16 protein-coding genes are annotated in these 18,421 nt (G+C 71.4%); 1 reads left to right on the top strand and 15 read right to left on the bottom strand.

The genetic code is table 11. The annotated features are described in order from the left end of the window. Positions 1-46: 46 nt before the first annotated feature. The 9 genes from lepB (OHT52_RS06410) to OHT52_RS06450 form a co-directional block, all read right to left on the bottom strand. Positions 47-934: a signal peptidase I gene (gene lepB, locus OHT52_RS06410; protein ID WP_328723636.1), complete on the bottom strand. Its 888-nt coding sequence runs from the start codon at positions 932-934 to the stop codon at positions 47-49. Continuing rightward, on the bottom strand, positions 837-1,937 hold the full coding sequence (gene lepB / locus OHT52_RS06415; protein ID WP_328719168.1) for a signal peptidase I: 1,101 nt from the start codon (positions 1,935-1,937) through the stop codon (positions 837-839). Before lepB (OHT52_RS06415) ends, lepB (OHT52_RS06410) begins: the two co-directional genes overlap by 98 nt. Beyond that, positions 1,930-2,784: a signal peptidase I gene (lepB, locus tag OHT52_RS06420; protein ID WP_328719169.1), complete on the bottom strand. Its 855-nt coding sequence runs from the start codon at positions 2,782-2,784 to the stop codon at positions 1,930-1,932. Before lepB (OHT52_RS06420) ends, lepB (OHT52_RS06415) begins: the two co-directional genes overlap by 8 nt. A 45-nt stretch (positions 2,785-2,829) precedes the next feature. Beyond that, complete coding sequence (rplS, locus tag OHT52_RS06425) at positions 2,830-3,180, bottom strand: 50S ribosomal protein L19 (RefSeq protein WP_266709644.1); 351 nt, start codon at positions 3,178-3,180, stop codon at positions 2,830-2,832. Positions 3,181-3,311: 131 nt separating this feature from the next. Next, positions 3,312-4,133 (bottom strand): tRNA (guanosine(37)-N1)-methyltransferase TrmD, encoded by an 822-nt coding sequence (gene trmD, locus OHT52_RS06430; RefSeq protein WP_328719170.1) that lies wholly within the window; start codon positions 4,131-4,133, stop codon positions 3,312-3,314. Continuing rightward, positions 4,133-4,741, bottom strand: coding sequence for a ribosome maturation factor RimM (gene rimM, locus OHT52_RS06435; RefSeq protein ID WP_328719171.1), 609 nt, complete (start codon positions 4,739-4,741; stop codon positions 4,133-4,135). Before rimM ends, trmD begins: the two co-directional genes overlap by 1 nt. Before the next feature lie 217 nt (positions 4,742-4,958). Then, a complete protein-coding gene (locus OHT52_RS06440; protein ID WP_014153811.1) occupies positions 4,959-5,198 on the bottom strand; it encodes an RNA-binding protein in 240 nt (79 codons plus the stop codon). A 2-nt stretch (positions 5,199-5,200) separates the two neighbouring features. Beyond that, positions 5,201-5,632, bottom strand: a complete 432-nt coding sequence (gene rpsP / locus OHT52_RS06445) for a 30S ribosomal protein S16 (protein WP_266709635.1) — start codon at positions 5,630-5,632, stop codon at positions 5,201-5,203. Between the two features lie 156 nt (positions 5,633-5,788). Further along, entirely contained in the window at positions 5,789-6,382 is a 594-nt protein-coding gene (locus OHT52_RS06450) for a hypothetical protein (RefSeq protein ID WP_328719172.1), read from the bottom strand. 779 nt (positions 6,383-7,161) lie between these two features. Here OHT52_RS06450 and OHT52_RS06455 point away from each other — a divergent pair. Continuing rightward, positions 7,162-8,043, top strand: a complete 882-nt coding sequence (locus OHT52_RS06455; RefSeq protein ID WP_328719173.1) for a methyltransferase domain-containing protein — start codon at positions 7,162-7,164, stop codon at positions 8,041-8,043. 54 nt (positions 8,044-8,097) lie between these two features. Here the strand turns inward: OHT52_RS06455 and ftsH are convergent, their stop codons facing one another. The 6 genes from ftsH to nsdA all read right to left on the bottom strand — a co-directional run bounded on the left by ftsH (position 8,098) and on the right by nsdA (position 18,128). Beyond that, positions 8,098-10,026, bottom strand: coding sequence for an ATP-dependent zinc metalloprotease FtsH (gene ftsH, locus OHT52_RS06460; RefSeq protein WP_328719174.1), 1,929 nt, complete (start codon positions 10,024-10,026; stop codon positions 8,098-8,100). Positions 10,027-10,237: 211 nt separating this feature from the next. Continuing rightward, positions 10,238-11,794 (bottom strand): signal recognition particle protein, encoded by a 1,557-nt coding sequence (gene ffh, locus OHT52_RS06465; RefSeq protein ID WP_328719175.1) that lies wholly within the window; start codon positions 11,792-11,794, stop codon positions 10,238-10,240. 185 nt (positions 11,795-11,979) lie between these two features. After that, positions 11,980-14,430, bottom strand: a complete 2,451-nt coding sequence (locus OHT52_RS06470) for a [protein-PII] uridylyltransferase (protein WP_328719176.1) — start codon at positions 14,428-14,430, stop codon at positions 11,980-11,982. Between the two features lie 31 nt (positions 14,431-14,461). Continuing rightward, positions 14,462-14,800 carry a P-II family nitrogen regulator gene (locus tag OHT52_RS06475; RefSeq protein ID WP_299533529.1) on the bottom strand — a complete coding sequence of 113 codons (339 nt, stop codon included), beginning with the start codon at positions 14,798-14,800 and terminating at the stop codon, positions 14,462-14,464. Continuing rightward, on the bottom strand, positions 14,797-16,146 hold the full coding sequence (locus OHT52_RS06480) for an ammonium transporter (protein WP_328719177.1): 1,350 nt from the start codon (positions 16,144-16,146) through the stop codon (positions 14,797-14,799). The genes OHT52_RS06475 and OHT52_RS06480 overlap by 4 nt, the downstream gene beginning before the upstream one ends. A 506-nt stretch (positions 16,147-16,652) precedes the next feature. Continuing rightward, entirely contained in the window at positions 16,653-18,128 is a 1,476-nt protein-coding gene (gene nsdA, locus OHT52_RS06485) for a transcriptional repressor NsdA (protein ID WP_328719178.1), read from the bottom strand. Between the last annotated feature and the right edge of the window lie 293 nt (positions 18,129-18,421).

Genomic DNA, 18,421 nt, shown 5'->3' on the forward strand with positions numbered 1-18,421 from the left:
AGCGTCCCCCATCGGAGATCGACAATCGCTGATCCGAGTCGGCACACTACCCGTCGGTACGACCGCCGGTCAGCCTCCTGCGGCGCCAGAAGACCAGGGGGAGCGCTCCTGCCACCCCGAGCGCGGCCGGACCGACCGCCGCCGCGGCGTTCAGGCCGGACTGGTCGAAGGTGCTGGGCACCGGCAGCGTCGCCCACCGGTTGACGGGCCAGACCACCAGCACGGCACGGCCGACGACATCGTCGACGGAGACGGTGCCCTGGCCGGGGAGGTTCTGGTGGTAGCGGGAGTCCAGAGAGTTCTGACGGTGGTCGCCCATGACCCAGATCCGGCCCTCGGGGACCTTGATCGGGCCGAACGGCTTGTCGTCGCAGGGGGTGTTGCCCGGGTAGATGAACGACTTCTCGTCCAGAGCCTTCCCGTTCACCGTGACGGGGCCGTTCTGCTTGCACTCCACCGTGTCGCCGCCCACCGCGATGACCCGCTTGATCAGGTCCTTCTCCTCGGCGGAGGGCATGAGCCCGATGAAGCTGAGGAATTTCTGCGCGATGTTCGGATCGGGGGTGGCCGCACCCTCCAGCCAGCCGCCCGGGTCGTGGAAGACGACGACCTCGCCGCGTTCCGGCTCGGAGCCGAACCACGGGGTGAGCTTGTCCACCAACACCCGGTCGCCGCGCTGGAGCGTGTCCTGCATGGAGTCCGAGGGGATCGAGAACGCCTGGACCAGGAAGGTCTTGATCAGCAGGGCCAGGACGAGCGCGATCCCGATGAGGAGCGGCAGCTCCTTCCAGAAGGAGCGCTGCTTGGGGCCTCCGGCAGCACTGTCCGGAGTGTCGTCATCCCCCGTCCGGTCCGCCGCCGCCTCTGCCGGGTCCCCGTCCCGTCCGGGCCGGTCCTCGGGTTCGTCGTGTCCGGATCGTGCGCCGACCGCCAAATCCCCCACATCCACTCCTCAATCCGTGCCACGGCCCGCGCCGGATGCGACGCAGGCCCATCACTCCCATAACGAGCGGGAGTTCCGCAGGGGTCGGGAGCGGGATCATTCCGTAGGGATCCTGGTGGGACACACTATGCGAGAGACCGGGGGCGGCCGACGCTCCCGCCGCCGCGTCCGGCACCCCGGAGAACGCGTCGCGGTGGCCCGGCGTGGCCCAGCTTCCCACCGGCCAGGCGATGACCACGGCGCGCCCCACGACGTCCGACAGCGGCACCGTGCCGTCGAAGCCGTTGCCGAGGTGGTAGCGGGAGTCGGCGGAATTGGACCGGTGGTCGCCCATGACGAAGATCCGGCCTTCGGGAACCTTTACCTCGAATTGGATGGCCGATGGCACATCCCCAAGGTTCAGGTAGGGCTCGTCGACGGCCACCCCGTTGACCGTGAGCCGTCCGTCCTCGCCGCAGCACTTCACGGTGTCGCCGCCGACCGCGATCACACGCTTGATCAGGTCCTGTTCGTCGGCGGATGGCAGCAACCCGATGAAGGTGAGGAGCTCCTTCGCCTGCCGGACACCGGCCGGTGCGGCAGCGGTGCTCGCGGTCCCGCTCTCTCCCAGCCAGCCCCCGGGGTCCTTGAAGACCACCACGTCGCCCCGCTGCGGCTCCGCGTGGAACCACGGCGTGAACTTGTCGACCAGGACCCGGTCACCGATCCGGATGGTCTGTTCCATCGACCCGGAGGGGATCACGAAGGCCTGGACGACGAAGGTCTTGAGGAACAGCGCGATGAGCAGCGCGAACACCAGCAGGAGGGGTACCTCGACCACCCGGGACCTGCGGCGCCGTCGCGCGACCCGCCGCGCCAGCTTCCGCCGCTCGGCCCGGGTCGGTGGCGTACGGTCGCCCCCGGTCCCGTCCGGCCGCGCGGACCGGTCCGTGTCCACGGCACCGTACGAGGCGTCCTCGGCTGCCGGGCGGTTCCCGCGACCGCGGCTACCCATGCGAGCCGTCCGGCGCGGGTACGCCGTCGAACGCGCCGCCGGAGCCGGTCGGCGCTCCCGCCCGGCTCCAGGGCCAGCCGATCAGGTCCACCCGTCCGATCACCCGGTCCACCGGCACCATGCCGCCCCCGGGTTCCCCGAGGTGGCTGCGCGAGTCGCTGGACCGGTCACGGTGGTCGCCCATCATCCACAGGGTGCCGCCGGGCACGACGATGTCGAACGGTACCCGGGACGGGGCGTCTCCCGTGTGCAGGTACTCCTCGTCCAGGGGGGTGCCGTTCACCTCCAGCCGGCCGTCCCGGTCGCAGCAGACCACGTGGTCGCCGCCCACCCCGACGACCCGCTTCACGAAGTCGGTGTCCGGCGGATCGGCCAGACCCAGGACCGCGGCGGCCCCGCGCAGCAGTCCGGCGACGGGATTGCGACCCGCGGTGTCCGGCACGAAGGAGCCGGCGCCGTCGAAGACGACGACGTCTCCTCTCGCCGGCGCGGAGCCGGAACGGTAGGCCAGCTTGTTCACGAACACCCGGTCCCCGACCCGCAGCGTGGGCTCCATCGAGCCGCTCGGGATGAGGAAGGGCTGCACGACGAACGCGCTGAGGAGCAGTACGGCGGCAGGCAGGGCGGCGCAGATCAGGGCCGCCCGTCGCAGCGCGGGCCTCCGCCCGGTCCGCCCACCGTCGCCCCGGCCCGGCTCGTTCCCATCACCCGGCTCACCCGGCAGGCCTCCGGGATCGGCCGGCCGGTCCTCAGAGCTCCCGGAACGCGAAAAGCGCGATCGCTCCTGCGGACCCTTCGCGGGTCCGGAGGAGCGATCGCGCTTCGTGTGCTGTTCTTCCGTGTCCATCGCGGCCGAAGCCTATCCGGCCGCGCTGTGGACGTCGGTGTCAGCTCAGCGGTCGCGCTTCTCCTTGATCTTCGCGGCCTTGCCGCGCAGCTCACGGAGGAAGTACAGCTTGGCGCGACGGACGTCACCGCGGGTGACGAGCTCGATCTTCTCGAAGATCGGGCTGTGCACCGGGAAGGTGCGCTCGACGCCGACGCTGAAGGAGACCTTGCGGACCGTGAAGGTCTCGCTGACGCCCGCACCCTGACGGCGGATGACGATGCCCTTGAACTGCTGGATACGGGAGCGGTTGCCCTCGATCACGCGCACGTGGACGTTGACGGTGTCACCGGCGCGGAACGCCGGGAGGTCCGAACGCAGGGAGGCGGCGTTGACGCCATCGAGCAGGGAAGCCATTGTGTCTGCTTTCTTCGCCGATGCCACAGGTCATCGACGGGAGATCGTCTGGAAGATCGAATGTGCTGACCACGTCGGGCGGACGTCGTTCCCCCTGTGGCAGGGGCGCACGTCGGACGTACAGCAGCTGCTCATTCTTCCACGGCGGAAGGCCTGCGCCAAAATCGGCCACCGGGCTCGGGTGCCCAGCCGAGGATGGAGAGGATCTCCCGGTCCTTCTTGTCGAAGTCGGTCGCGGCGCAGCGTTCGATCAGATCGGGCCTGTTCAGCGCGGTACGGGCGAACGCCTGGTCCCGGCGCCACCGCGCGATCTTCCCGTGGTGGCCGGTGAGCAGTACGTCAGGGATGGTCCGGCCGCGCCACTCGGGGGGCTTGGTGTAGACGGGGCCTTCCAGCAGGTTGGCCATGGCGCCGGGGGCGAAGGAGTCGTCCCGGTGCGACTCGGCGTTGCCGAGGACACCGGGCAGCAGACGGGCCACGGCCTCCGTGACGACGAGTACGGCCGCCTCCCCTCCGGCCAGGACGTAGTCCCCGATGGAGACCTCCACGACCGGCATGCGGGTGGCGTACTCCTCCGTCACACGGCGGTCGATGCCCTCGTACCGCGCCGGGGTGAAGACCAGCCAGGGCCGCTCGGAGAGCTCGACCGCGAGTTCCTGGGTGAAGGGGCGTCCACTGGGCGTGGGCACGACCATGACCGGGCTGTGCGCGCCGGACTCGTAGCCGTCGGCGAGCACCTGGTCGAGCGCGTCGCCCCAGGGCTCGGTCTTCATGACCATGCCGGGGCCGCCGCCGTACGGGGTGTCGTCCACCGTGTTGTGCCGGTCGTACGTCCACTCCCGCAGGTCGTGGACGTGCACGTCCAGGCTGCCCCGGTTGCGGGCCTTGCCCACCAGCGAGACGTTCAGCGGTTCGAGGTACTCGGGGAAGATCGTGACGACGTCGAGACGCATTACGCCTTGCTCCCCGCGTCGGCCCCTTCGGCGCTGCCGCCGGCCTCCCCGTCGCCGCCCTCGGCCTCCTCGTCGCGCGAGGAGGCGACGAGCGCCTCGCTCGCGTCGATCAGACCGGGCGGCGGGTCGACGACGGCCCGCTGCTCCTCCAGGTCGATCTCGATGACGATCTCCTGGACGAAGGGGATCATCACCTCGCTGCCGTCCGGGCGCTCCACGATGAACAGGTCCTGCGAGGGCAGGTGGGTGATCTCGGTGATCCGGCCGATCTCCGTACCGTCCGCGAGGACCACGTCGAGGTCCATCAGCTGGTGGTCGTAGAACTCTTCCGGGTCTTCGGGGAGCTCCTCGGGGTCCACGTCGGCGATCAGCAGGGTGTTGCGCAGCGCTTCGGCGCCGGTCCGGTCGCTCACGCCCGCGAAGCGGAGCAGCAGCCGGCCGCTGTGCACCCGGCCGGTCTCGATCGTGAGGGGTCCCACCCCCGCCGGTTCGGTGGCGAGCACGGCACCGGGGCCGAGGCGCAGCTCCGGCTCGTCCGTGCGGACCTCGACGGTGACTTCGCCCTTGATGCCATGGGCGCGGCCGATCCGCGCAACTACCAACTGCACGCTGATTCTCCGATTGATGGGGCGGACGCGGGCGTCCGGGATGAGCCGGGCGACAGCGCCGGGGGTACGGGAGGGCCGCCCCGGGCGCCACCGGGCCGTGACTGACGATTCCCGTCGGGCGGCGCGAATCGTCGGACGCGGCCTCGGCGCCGGAGCGACGACAAGGGCCGGGGACGGCTGTGAAGCCCTCCCCGGCCCTGGCCGGTGTTCAACCTTTTCAGCGCACCTGGTCCACGTCGACGAGGTCGACACGGATGCCACGGCCGCCGATGGCGCCCACGACAGTGCGCAGAGCACGCGCGGTGCGGCCGTTGCGGCCGATCACCTTGCCGAGGTCGTCGGGGTGCACCCGGACCTCCAGCACGCGTCCGCGGCGCAGATCACGCGAGGCGACCTGCACATCGTCGGGGTTGTCGACGATGCCCTTCACGAGGTGCTCGAGAGCCTCCTCGAGCATGCTCAGGCCTCGGTCGACTCGGCGGCGTCGGCCGCCTCGTCAGCCTTCTTCTCGGACTTCTTGGCCTTCGGGGTGATGGCCTCGCCCTTGGCCTCGTCGCCGTCGGAGGTCAGAGCCTCGAACAGCGCACGCTTGTCGGCCTTGGGCTCCGGCTGCAGCAGCGGCGCGGGGGCCGGGAGGCCCTTGTGGGCCTGCCAGTCACCGGTGAGCTTCAGGATCGCCAGGACGGGCTCGGTCGGCTGGGCGCCGACGGACAGCCAGTACTGCGCGCGCTCCGCGTTGACCTCGATGCGGGACGGGTTCTGCACCGGGTGGTACAGGCCGATCTCCTCGATGGCCCGGCCGTCACGGCGGGTACGGGAGTCGGCGACGACGATGCGGTAGTGAGGCGAACGGATCTTGCCCAGACGCTTCAGCTTGATCTTGACTGCCACGGAAGTGGTGTCTCCTGGTCTTGACGGGATTGGGCACAACAAAATGCCACGTGGGGTTGTGGCACCCGAGGTGCCCGATGGACGCGTCAGCCGGAGGAGAGAGGGGTCCTGTGCGACTGTCGAGTGCAGCTGTCCATTGTGCCACACGCCATCTGCTCACCCCACCGCGACGGTGGCTTCCGGAATCCGGAACGGCTTGCCGCAGCCCCCGCAGACGATCGGCGCCTGGGCGAGGACCGAGGGGACGACGCGGACGTTGCGTCCGCAGTCGCAGACGGCCTTGACGCGGACGCCGCCACCGGACGAGCCGTGCCGGGCGGCGGGGCCCCGGAAGGACCGCTTGGTGTCGGCGGCCGTCGCCACGGTGTGCGCCTTCAGCGCGCGCTGGAGGCGCTCGGCCGTGGGGCGGTAGCGCCTCTTGGCCTCCGCGTCGAGGGTGACCAGCGAGAAGCCGCTGCTGGGGTGGGGCTCCTCGGTGTGGTCGAGGCCCAGCTCTTCCGCGATCGCCAGAAAACGTCGGTTGTGGTACCTGCCGGCGCGGGAGGTGTCGCGGACACCTCGGGCGGCGGCGATGCCGTGGACTGCCTCGTGGAGCAGTCGCTCGAAGGAGAGTTCGGCGCCACAGGCGGACGAGGACTCTCCGATCAGGGACTCGGGTGCGGCGAGATCGGGCAGCTCGGGGTGGTACCGCTGAATGTCGGCCCACGCCTGTGCCAGCTCTGCGGCAAGTACAGGTGGTGTCGTGCTCACGTCGTGATAACGAGCCTGAGGGCCCCGGTGTTCCTATTCCGGGGCATCCCAAATAATTTGCACGTACCAGCCGGTTGGCGGCGATGCCCCGTGTACGCGGGCGGGTACGCCGAACTGCGGAGAAGCCGCACAGCTCACACCAAGCTCGTACGTAATAACACGTAGACACTCTCGTCGGGGTGCACGGGTCCGTACCGCTTTCGCATGCTTTCGCGCACCGCCCGGAGCCCGGGTCCCCGTGAGGTGGCGGGGCCGGGAACCGGAACGGGAGACGCGGTCCGCGCCCGGTCGGGGCGAGGCTACCGGGCCCGCCCCCCGAACGGAGCACCGGCCCCGCCCGCCGCCCCCGTGCGCGGTCCGGCGCACGCGCGGGCCGTCCGCCCGAGCCCCGCGACCACCCCCGTGACCACGCCGTACGCGGGCGGTGGAGGCTCGACGTGCTGCGCTCGGCGTGTCGGGTAAGACTGGGCGGAAGGAACGGGAGGCTCGCGTTCCGGATGTCCGCCCGTCCCACCGCGGACCGCCGGACCGCGCGGCGCCACCCTGCGGACCGCGAGGCCCGCGAAGCTGATCGGTACCGCCTTCCCAACGGCGAGAGTCGGCGGTGCGGCGCACCCCGCCCCCGGAGGGCGCACGTCCAGGGCGCGCAATGAATGACCCTGCGCCCCCTGGACGCGGCGGCTGATGCGCAGTTCTCTGACATACGGGGATGCGGACGCCCGCACGCGGGGGCGCCCATTCGGGCACGACCGAACCCTCTTGGCGATTGGGGTACATCCATGACACCAACGCTCGTCCGGCACCGCAGGTACGCGGACACCCCCGCTCCGGTGGACACCGGTACCCGTGCCCGCGACTGGGCAGAGATCCAGGAGCGGATGCTGTCACCGCTGTACGAAGCGGTCTACGAAAGACTCGAAATCGGGTCCGGCACCCGCATGCTCTCCCTCGGCTGCGGTTCCGGGCTCGCGCTGCTGATCGCGGCCGCCCGCGGGGCCCGGGTCACCGGCGTGGACACCGACCGCGACCGGCTCGCCCTGGCCCGGGAGCGGCTGCTGCCGCCGGGGGCGGAGGGGCCCGCGGGCCGGGCCGGGCCGTACGGTCCCGCGGCCGGCGCGCCACCGCGGCTGTTCGACGCCGTCCCGGCGGCGGCCCCCGCGGACGGTGTTCCGTACAACCTGCTCACCGCCTTCGACCCGATCGGCTGCGCGGCGGGCGACTCCGAAGGGCTCACCCCCGGGCTGGAGGCCGCCGTACCGCTGGCGGCCCGGGGCGCGACCGTCGTACTGACCGGCTGGGGGCCGCCCGAGAGGTGTGCCACGGCCGCGGTGCTGGAGGTGGCGGACCGGCTCGCGAACCCGTCCGGCGGCGCGCGCTCCGGCGCCCGGCGGCCGGCGCGGCGGGACGATCTGGAGGAGATCGCCTCCCGTGCGGGGCTGAAACCGGACGGTTCGGGCCGCGTGTCCTGCCCGTTCGGCTACGCCGGCCTGGACAGCGCGGTCCGCGGGCTGCTCTCGACCGGGCTCTTCGACGCGGCGGTGGCGGCCACGGACTGCGGTCAGGTCGCCAAGGAGATCGCGGAGGCGCTGCATCCGCACCGGCGGTCCGACGGCACGGTGTGGATGCCGAACGTCTTCCGCTACCTGGTCTGCGTCTGCTGAGATCCGCCCGCGCCCCGCGGCGGCGTGAACGGACACGCTGCCACGGGGCGCCCTTCACGCAGGGTGCGGCTTCTCCAGCCGGGTGATGCCCGCCGCGCGGTACGCCTCCGCCTCCTCCAGCGTCTCGTTCGCCAGCAGCGCCTCGGCGAGCGAGTCGAGGCGGTCGCGGTTCTCCCGCAGCAGCCGGCAGGCGTCCTCGTAGCACTCGTCGACGATGCGCCGCATCTCCTCGTCGATCGCGTCCAGCGTGGCGGGCGCGGCCGACAGCCCGTACGCCTGCTGGGCGTCGGCCGGGATGGCCGTGAGCCTGCCCACCCGGTGGCTCATCCCCCACCGTCCGACCATGCCCCGCGCCAGGCTGGTGACCTGCTCCAGATCGCTCTCGGCGCCCGTGGTGATGACGTCGTAGACCACGTGTTCGGCGGCCATGCCGCCGAGGGCGCCGATGATCCGGCCGCGCAGGTAGTCCTCGGTGTACGCGTACTTGTCGGCGTCCGGCGTGGAGAGCGTGACGCCGAGAGCCCGGCCGCGCGGCACGATGGTGACCTTGCGCACCGGGTCGGCTCCCGGCTGGAGCATGCCGAGCAGGGCGTGGCCGCTCTCGTGGTAGGCGGTCCTGCGGCGCTCCTCCTCCGGCATGACCAGCGGGCGTTCGGCGCCGAGCTGGACCTTCTCCAGCGCCTGGAAGAGGTCGGTCTGCTCGACCTCGGACCCCTTGCGCTTGACGGCCAGCAGCGCCGCCTCGTTGGCGAGGTTGGCGAGGTCCGCGCCGGTCATCCCGGGGGTGGCGCCCGCCACCCGGGAGAGGTCGACTCCGTCGGCGAGCGGGATCCGCCGGGTGTGGATCTTCAGGATCGCCTCGCGGCCTCCCCGGTCCGGCGGGCTGACCTGCACGATGCGGTCGAATCTGCCGGGCCGGGTGAGGGCGGGGTCGAGTACGTCGGCGCGGTTGGTCGCGGCCAGCACGATCACGCCTTCGGAGCCGGAGAAGCCGTCCATCTCGGTGAGGATCTGGTTGAGCGTCTGCTCGCGTTCGTCGTGGCCGCCCATGCCCGCACCGCCGCCGCGGACGCGGCCGATGGTGTCGATCTCGTCGATGAAGACGATGGCGGGCGCGATCTTGCGGGCCTCGGCGAAGAGTTCGCGCACCCGGCCCGCGCCCACGCCGACGATCATCTCGATGAACTCGGAGGCGGAGGCCGAGAAGAAGGGCACCCCGGCCTCGCCCGCGACGGCGCGCGCCAGCAGCGTCTTGCCGGTACCGGGCGGCCCGGCGAGCAGGACCCCGCCCGGCATGCGGGCGCCCATCTTCCGGTAGGCCTCGGGGCTCTTCAGGAAGTCGACGACGTCGTTGAGTTCGCCCTCCACCTCGTCGATGCCGGCCACGTCGGCGAAGGTGGTGCGGGTGGAGCTCTCCAGGGCGACCGGTCTGGGCGGCGCCTTGCGTCCGAAGCCGCCCATCCCGCCGCCCGGACCGCCGCGCGACATCCGCCGGGCGATGAACACCCAGAGCAGGACGAGGAGCAGCATCGGCGCCAGCGAGATCAGGAGGTTGGCGAGGAAGCTCCGCTGCTGGACGACCGGCTCGGCGGTGACGGTGACGTCGTCGTCCACCAGTTCGTCCCAGAGGTCGTCGTCCGCGAAGGCGGGCCGCTGGGTCGTGAACTTGGTGTACTCGGTGTCCTCGCCGGGGACCTTCGCCTTCTTCTTGAGCTCGCCCTGGATGGCATCGCCCTTGGAGTAGATCTTGGAGACGTTCCCGGCGCCGACCTGTTTGGTGAACTCGGTGTAGGCGATGGTCGGCTCGTCGTCGCCGTTGAAGAGGGAGAGCACCAGGTTGGCGAGGAGGTAGACGATCAGCGCGGTGAGCAGCAGCCGTCCCCAGCCGCCGGGCATCTTCCGGCGCTGCGGAGGGGGCGGGGGTGCTCCTTCGGAGCGCCAGGGCTGGTCGGGGCGATCGCGGGGAGGTACGGGGGTGGTCACACGCTCTCCTCTGCCGACGACCGTGAGTGGCGCTATTCGCGACATTAGGGGAGAAAACGCTCCATAGCCCCCGGAGGGTGAGCCCCATGGGCCGTACGCGGCACACCCCGGAGGCACGACCCGCGGCACGCGAGAAGGGGCGCGCACCGTCGCGGTGCGCGCCCCTTCTCGCCTCCTGCGGGCGCCCGTGAACCGGGCGGGCCCGCAGCGGTCAGCCCATGAACTTCTTGAACTCGTCCGGCAGCTCGAAGTCCTTGCCCTGCGCGGCCTGGCCGGGCACGCCGAAGGCGCCGCCCTGGGCCGCCGCCTGCTCGCGGCGGTCCGCGGCGGCCTGCTCCTCGGCCTTGCGCTTCATCGGGTTGCCGCTCTTGCGCTTGCCCTTGGCCTGCTTGATCTGCTTCTTCTGCCGGCCGGGACCGCCACCCATGCCCGGCATCCCCGGCATCCCGGGCATCCCGCCGCCCTGGGCCATCCGCGACATCATCTTGCGGGCTTCGAAGAAGCGCTCCACGAGGTTCTTCACCGCGGAGACCTCGACGCCCGAACCCTTGGCGATACGGGCCCGGCGCGAGCCGTTGATGATCGTCGGCTCGGCGCGCTCCTTGGGCGTCATCGACTTGATGATCGCGGCGGTGCGGTCCACGTCGCGCTCGTCGATGTTGGCGATCTGGTCCTTGATCTGCCCCATGCCGGGCAGCATGCCGAGCAGCTTGGAGATGGAGCCCATCTTGCGGACCTGCTCCATCTGGGCCAGGAAGTCGTCGAGCGTGAAGTCCTTGCCCTTGCTCGACGCCAGCTTGGAGGCCATTTTGGCGGCCTCTTCCTGGCTGAACGTCTTCTCCGCCTGCTCGATGAGGGTGAGCAGGTCACCCATGTCGAGGATGCGGGAGGCCATGCGGTCCGGGTGGAAGGCGTCGAACTCGTCGAGCTTCTCGCCGTTGGACGCGAACATGATCTGCTTGCCCGTGACGTGGGCGATCGACAGGGCGGCACCACCGCGGGCGTCACCGTCGAGCTTGGAGAGCACCACGCCGTCGAAGCCGACGCCGTCGCGGAAGGCCTCGGCGGTGTTGACCGCGTCCTGGCCGATCATCGCGTCGACGACGAAGAGGATCTCGTCGGGGCTGACGGCGTCGCGGATGTCCGCGGCCTGGCGCATCAGCTCCTGGTCGATACCGAGGCGGCCCGCGGTGTCGACGATGACGATGTCGTGGACCTTGGTCTTGGCGAACTCGATGGAGTCCTTCGCGACCTGCACCGGGTCACCGACGCCGTTGCCCGGCTCGGGCGCGTACACCGCGACGCCGGCGCGCTCGGCGACGACGCTCAGCTGGTTGACGGCGTTGGGGCGCTGGAGGTCGCAGGCGACGAGGAGGGGGCTGTGTCCCTGCCCCTTGAGCCAGAGGCCGAGCTTTCCGGCGAGGGTCGTCTTACCGGCACCCTGGAGGCCCGCGAGCATGATCACGGTGGGCGGGTTCTTCGCGAACCGCAGCCGCCGGGTCTCCCCGCCGAGGATGGAGACGAGCTCCTCGTTGACGATCTTGACGACCTGCTGGGCCGGGTTCAGCGCGCCGGAGACCTCGGCGCCGCGCGCCCGCTCCTTGACGTTGGCGATGAAGGCGCGGACCACCGGAAGCGCGACGTCCGCTTCGAGCAGGGCGATACGGATCTCGCGAGCCGTGGCGTCGATGTCCGCCTCGGACAAGCGGCCCTTGCCCCGGAGGTTCTTGAAAGTCGCGGCAAGGCGGTCGGAGAGAGTATCGAACACGGCGCTCGTCGGTCCTCAGGGTCGGGGGCGTAACAGGTCGCCTCCTAGAGTATCCGGCCCGGGCGAGCGGCCGTCCTCGCCGGTGGCGATCGGTACGTACGGGGGCGGGCGCGCGGCGGCACGGCCCGGCCCGGGGTGCGGGAGGAGAGCACGCTCCTCCCGCACCCCGGGCCGGGACGGCCCGCTCAGCGCAGGGCGGCCTCCAGCGACTTCGCCACGGTGGCGGCCTCCTCGTCGGAGAGGACCGTCCCGTCCACGCGTGTGACGTAGACGGTGTCCACCGCGTTGGCGCCCAGCGTCGCGACATGGGCCGAGCGCACCCGTACCGCACTGTCCTCCAGCGCCTGCCCGATCCGGTGCAGCAGCCCCGGGGCGTCCTGGGCGCGGACCTCGATGACCGTGGCCTGGCGCGAGGCGGCCGAGGCGACCGTGACCCGGGGCGGCGGGGCCTTGATGCCGCGCCGCCGGGGGTAGGCGGACTCCCGTTCGGCGAGACGGGCCTGGATGTCGAGCGCCCCGTCGAGCACCCGCAGGAGGTCGGCGCGGAGGCGGGAGGCCTGCGGCAGCTCGCCGTACTCGGCGGCCACCCGCCAGCTGAGCAGCAGCAGGTCGGCCGACTCGCCCAGCTCGGTGGGGAGCTCGACGGCGCGCAGGTCGGCGGCGCGGACGGTGAGGCGGTGCAGGGCGAGCACCCCCGCGACGGCGGGCAGCACCCCGGGCCGGTCCGGCAGCGCGATGAGGAGTTCGACGCCGACCGGGCCCGGTTCGCCCGACTCGGAGGGCGGTTCGGGCTGGGTGCGCAGGGCGAGGACGGGTTCGCGGGTGCGCAGCGCCTCGACGGCGAGGCGCTCCTGTTCGGCGTCGGGCACGGCGGGCCCGGGGTCGGCGGGTGCCTCCCCGGCCAGTACGGCGGCCACCCGTGCGACGAGGTCGTCGACGAGGGAGGCACGCCAGGTGCTCCAGGCGGCGGGTCCGGTGGCCAGCGCGTCGGCCTCGGTGAGCGCGTGGAGCAGTTCCAGGGTGGAGAGGGAGCCGACCGCCTCGGCGACCGCCGTGACGGTGTCGGGGTCTTCCAGGTCGCGGCGGGTCGCGGTCTCGATGAGCAGCAGGTGGCGGCGTACGAGCGTGGCGACGACGGCGACGTCGGCCTTGTCGAAGCCGATGCGGGTGGCCATGTCGCGGGCGATGACCTCGCCGGCCACGGAGTGGTCGCCGGGCCACCCCTTGCCGATGTCGTGCAGCAGGGCGGCGACCAGCAGGAGGTCGGGGCGCCCGACCCGGCGGGTCAGGGAGGAGGCGCGGACGGCGGTCTCGACCAGGTGGCGGTCGACGGTCCAGGTGTGGACGGCGTTGCGCTGGGGGCGGCAGTGGACGCGCTCCCAGTCGGGCAGCAGCCGGGTGACGATGCCTTCGGCTTCGAGGGCCTCCCACACCGCGACGGTCGCCTCGCCCGCGCCGAGCAGGGTGACCAACTCCTCGCGGGCCTCGGGTGGCCAGGGTACGGAGAGGGGCGCCGCGGCTCCGGCGAGGTGGCGCACCAGGTGGCGGGAGAGCGGGAGCCCGGACTCGGCGGCGGCGGCCGCCGCGCGCAGGGTCAGTACGGGGTCGCGCTCGGGGCGGGCGGAGCGGGCGAGGACGACCTCGCCGTCCGCCTCGACCACCCCGTCGGCGAGCGGGGTGCGTTCGGGGGCGGGTTTGGCGCCGCCGAGCATGGCGCGCAAGCGGGGGCGCATCGAGCGGGCGCGCAGCACGCGGTCGACCTCGCGCCAGGTGACGTCACTGGCGTACGAGACGGTACGGGCGGCCTCGTACACCTGGCGGAGCAGGGCGTCGGCGTCGAGCAGGCCGAGTGCCTCGGCGACCTGGTCCTGTTCCTGGAGGGCGAGCCGGTCGGTGGCCCGGCCGGTCACCAGGTGCAGGGCGTCGCGGGTGTCGAGGAGGACGCGGCGGGCTTCGAGGAGTCCTTCGCGGGGGGCGTCGGCCACCCAGGAGGCGGCGACGGCGCGCAGGGCGGTGGCGTCGCGGAGGCCGCCTCGGGCCTCCTTGAGGTCGGGTTCCAGGAGGAATTGGAGCTCGCCCATGCGTTCGGCCCGCTCCTGGCAGAGCTCGCGGAGGGCGGGGAGTCGCTTGGGGGCCTGGTTGCGCCAGTCCGCGAGGACGTGGGTGCGCAGCGCGGTGACGAGGCCCACGTCGCCGGCGACCGCGCGGGCGTCCAGCAGGCCGAGGTGGACCTTGAGGTCGTCGGCCGCGGCCTTGCGTGCCTCCGCCGGGGTGCGTACGGAGTGGTCGAGCGCGAGGCCCAGGTCCCAGACGGGGTACCAGATCCGGTCCGCCAGGGCCGAGACGGCTCCGGCGTCGGCCGACCCGTCGTGCAGCAGGACCAGATCCAGGTCGCTGCGCGGGGAGAGTTCGCCGCGGCCGTATCCGCCGACGGCGACGAGGGCGGCGCCGCGTACCCCCGCGTGTTCGGCGGCGGCGGTGAAGAGGGCGTTCAGCCAGTCGTCGGTGAGGCCGGCCAGGGCCGAACGGCGCGGCGGCCCGGACCGCGTCTCCTGCTGGAGGAGGCGCAGCCGGGCCGCCGCGTAGCCGCTGGGTCCCGAGTCTTCGGATTCGGTGGTCACTTCGGTACTCGTCACCCAGTTGCCTTCCGTTCCACGGGCGTCGGTGTCAGAGAGCGTCCGGGCCGCGTTCGCCGGTCCGTACCCGGACCGCCGTGTCGACCGGCACGCTCCAGACCTTGCCGTCACCGATCTTGCCGGTCCGGGCGGCCTTCACGACGACGTCGATGAGCTGTTCGGAGTCCTCGTCCTCGACCAGGACCTCGATGCGGATCTTCGGTACGAGGTCGACGGTGTACTCGGCACCGCGGTAGACCTCGGTGTGGCCGCGCTGGCGTCCGTAGCCGCTGGCCTCGGTCACGGTCAGCCCCTGGACGCCGAAGGCCTGGAGGGCCTCCTTGATCTCGTCCAGCCGGTGGGGCTTCACGACCGCCGTGATGAGCTTCATGCGTCCACCTTCTTGTTCGGAGCTGCCGGGGTGTCCAGGACCGGTGCCGCGGTACGGGAGGCCGCGCCGCCGCCGGCTCCGCTGAAGTCGTACGCGGTCTCGGCGTGCTCGACCTGGTCGATGCCGGAGATCTCGTCGTCCTCGGTGACCCGCATCCCGATCGTCTTGTCGACGAGGAAGGCGAGGACCGCGGACACCACCAGAGAGTAGGCCAGGACGGAGAAGACTCCTACGGCCTGCTTGCCGAGCTGGTCGAGGCCGCCGCCGTAGAAGAGGCCCTTGGCGTCGGACTGGACTCCGCCGGTGGCGAAGAACCCGATGAGCAGCGAGCCGACGACACCGCCGACGAGGTGGACGCCGACGACGTCGAGCGAGTCGTCGTAGCCGAACTTGTACTTCAGGCCGACCGCCATGGCGCAGAGGAGACCGGCGATGGCACCGACCGCGATCGCGCCGAGCGGGCTGACGGCACCGCCCGAGGGGGTGATGGCGACGAGTCCGGCGACGGCGCCGGAGGCGGCACCGAGGGTGGTGAAGGAACCGTGGCGCAGCTTCTCGTACCCGAGCCAGGCGAGCATCGCGGCGGCGGTGGCGACCTGCGTGTTGACGAACATCACGGCGCCCACGCCGTCGTCGTTGCCGAGCCAGGAGCCGGCGTTGAAGCCGAACCAGCCGAACCACAGGAGGCCGGCGCCGAGCATGACGAGCGGCAGGCTGTGCGGCCGCATCGGGTCGCGCTTGAAGCCGACGCGCTTGCCGATCACGAGGATCACACCGAGGGCGGCGGCACCCGCGTTGATGTGGACGGCCGTACCGCCGGCGAAGTCGATGACGCCCAGCTCGAAGAGCCAGCCGCCGGCGCCCCAGACCCAGTGGGCGACGGGGAAGTAGACCACGGTCACCCAGAGGGTGATGAAGAGCGCCCAGGCGGTGAACTTCACGCGGTCGGCGAGAGCACCGCTGATCAGGGCGGGGGTGATGATGGCGAACATCAGCTGGAAGACGGCGAAGACGTACACCGGGATGGTGTAGCCGTCCCAGAGCTCGGTCAGACCGATGCCGCTGAGGCCGACGTAGTCGGACGACCAGCCGATGATGGAGCCGGAGTCGGTGCCGAAGGCGAGGCTGAATCCGTAGAGCACCCACAGGATCGTCACGATCCCGAGGCTGATGAAGCTCATCATCAGCATGTTCAGGCTGCTCTTGACGCGGACCATGCCTCCGTAGAAGAAGGCGAGGGCCGGGGTCATGAGCATCACCAGGGCCGAGCAGATGAGCATGAACCCGGTGTTGGCGGCAGACAGCTGGGGGGTGTCTGCGGCAAGCGTCGTGATGCCTGGGGGCATCGGCGTCTCCTCGTCGTCGGAGCGGCCGCGGCGTGCGGGGGAAGGCTGCGGGACCACTGAGAAAGGTGCGGGCCTTATGCGCCATGAGATTGGCGGAGCACCGTTTCCACGGATGCCGCTCGGTGTTTCGCCGCAGTGACGAAGCCGCCGGGAGTGTTACGTCGGCATGAACCCGGAGCGACGTAACCGGTGTCCCGCCTACCATGCGGTCCATGCCGCATACGGTGCGGTTGAAATCCCGCGACACGCGAACCGGCCACGGCGGCCCCCCGCCCACCTGGCGCCCTAGGGCCTGTATGGGGTTGTCGCGCGGAAGAAGGAGCGGGGCTGGGTGCGTGCGATCGCAAGGCGCCGGAGCGTCCTTGTAGCGGAGCTACCAGGGCGTTTCGGCAACACCGCGAGCGCGCGTGCCCAGCCCCGCGACGCCGCGGGCCAACCCCATACAGGCCCTGGAGCCTGCCGGTGGTCTCGGGACGGCCGCCGCGGCCGGTGGGCGCGGCGCCGGATCAGATCGCTTCGGCGGTCTCCGGCAACTGGTCGCCGAGCGCCTCGGTGAGGTGCGCGACGTCCGCCACGTCCCCGAAGTCCCTGGCAGCGGCGTCGACGGTCTTGCGCAGACGGGTGTTGACCCGCTCGGAGCGGACCTTCTTGGCGACGGCGAGCGCCTGGCCGGCCAGCACCATGGACTCTTCGGGCTCGCGCTTGAGCAGATGGACGGTGGCCATGCCGATGAGGTTGAGCGCGTAACTGCGGTGGTGCTCGTCGTCCTCGGCGAACAGCTCGACGGCTCTGGCCATGGCGGGTTCGGCGAGCGAGGCGTACGTGGGACTGCGGCCGGCGACATAGGCCAGGTCACGGTAGGAGTGGGCGTTCTCGCCGTTGAGTTCGGCCTCGGAGAAGAACTTGATCCAGTCGGGCTCGGGCTCGTCGTCCAGACCGGCGTCGAGGAAGGTGTCCTCGGCCATGCGGACCGCGCGCTTGCACTTCCCGGGCTGGCCCATGTTGGCGTAGGCGCGGGCCTCCATCGCATACAGCATCGACTGGGTACGTGCCGTCGCGCACTCCCGGCTGCCGTACTGCGCGAGGTGGATCAGTTCCAGAGCGTCGTCCGGGCGGCCGAGGTGGATCATCTGCCGGCTCATGCTGGAGAGGATGTACGAGCCCAGCGACTTGTCGCCGGCCTCCTTGGCCGCGTGCAGGGCGAGGACGAAGTACTTCTGCGCGGTGGGCTGGAGGCCTACGTCGTAGCTCATCCAGCCTGCCAGCTCGGCGAGTTCGGCGGCGCAGCGGAAGAGCCGGACGGCGGTGGCGGCGGGCTGGGGTTCCTGCAACAGGTCGGTGACCTCGTGGAGTTGGCCGACGACCGCCTTGCGGCGCAGTCCGCCGCCGCACTGCGCGTCCCACTGGCGGAACATCGCCGTGGTGGATTCCAGCAGGTCGAGTTCGGGCTTGGAGAGGCGGGACGGGCGGCGGGCGGCGGCGGGCGATTCGGTCTCGGCCGGACCGGTGGGGGCGACGGGCACCAGCCAGCGCTGCATGGGCTCGATCAGCGAGGGTCCGGCGGCGAGTTGGAGCGAGGAGCCGAGGAAGCCCCGGCGGGCGAGCATCAGGTCGCTGCGGGAGAACTCGCTGAGCAGGGCGACGGTTTGCGGGCCCGCCCAGGGCAGATCCACTCCGGAGACGGACGGCGACGTGTGGGCGGTCCGCAGCCCGAGGTCCTCCACGGCGACGACGCTGCCGAAGCGCTCCGAGAAGAGTTCGGACAGGATGCGCGGGATCGGCTCACGGGGCTGTTCGCCGTCGAGCCACCGCCGCACACGTGAGGTGTCGGTGCTGATGTGGTGGGCGCCCATCTGGCGGGCCCGCCGGTTGACCTGGCGTGCGAGCTCGCCCTTGGACCAGCCGCTGCGCACGAACCATGATCCCAATTGCCCGTTGGGGCGCTTTCCGGCATTCGTGTCGCCTGCGCCACTGCCACTCACCGGAACGCCCCCATCTCGCCGAAACCTCTTCGTGCGAACCTCTGCCCGGCCACCCAGAATGCCGTAACCCGGTACCGCCCGTACGGAAGTCGTCCGCCATCGAACAAGAAAACGGGTTGCCACCGGCATACCCGCGGGTGCTCATACTCCCAGAGTCCGTGTACCGACGGTAATCCTACGATCACCCTCGCCGCGAGGGCGAATTCAGAAACGCCACCATTCGCCACCCCTTCGAATGAAGCTGTCCGGCGCGGGGCGCGCTTGACTTGACAGGCGCCGAACAACAGGGGGCG

Origin of the sequence: Streptomyces sp. NBC_00247 (assembly GCF_036188265.1) — a bacterium.
GTDB lineage: Bacteria > Actinomycetota > Actinomycetes > Streptomycetales > Streptomycetaceae > Streptomyces.

Coding starts and splice junctions, on each gene's coding strand:
- lepB (WP_328719168.1), bottom strand. CDS start 1,937: ATGGGTAGCCGCGGTCGCGGGAACCGCCCGGCAGCCGAGGACGCCTCG.
- lepB (WP_328719169.1), bottom strand. CDS start 2,784: ATGGACACGGAAGAACAGCACACGAAGCGCGATCGCTCCTCCGGACCC.
- rplS (WP_266709644.1), bottom strand. CDS start 3,180: ATGGCTTCCCTGCTCGATGGCGTCAACGCCGCCTCCCTGCGTTCGGAC.
- trmD (WP_328719170.1), bottom strand. CDS start 4,133: ATGCGTCTCGACGTCGTCACGATCTTCCCCGAGTACCTCGAACCGCTG.
- OHT52_RS06440 (WP_014153811.1), bottom strand. CDS start 5,198: ATGCTCGAGGAGGCTCTCGAGCACCTCGTGAAGGGCATCGTCGACAAC.
- OHT52_RS06455 (WP_328719173.1), top strand. CDS start 7,162: ATGACACCAACGCTCGTCCGGCACCGCAGGTACGCGGACACCCCCGCT.
- OHT52_RS06475 (WP_299533529.1), bottom strand. CDS start 14,800: ATGAAGCTCATCACGGCGGTCGTGAAGCCCCACCGGCTGGACGAGATC.
- OHT52_RS06480 (WP_328719177.1), bottom strand. CDS start 16,146: ATGCCCCCAGGCATCACGACGCTTGCCGCAGACACCCCCCAGCTGTCT.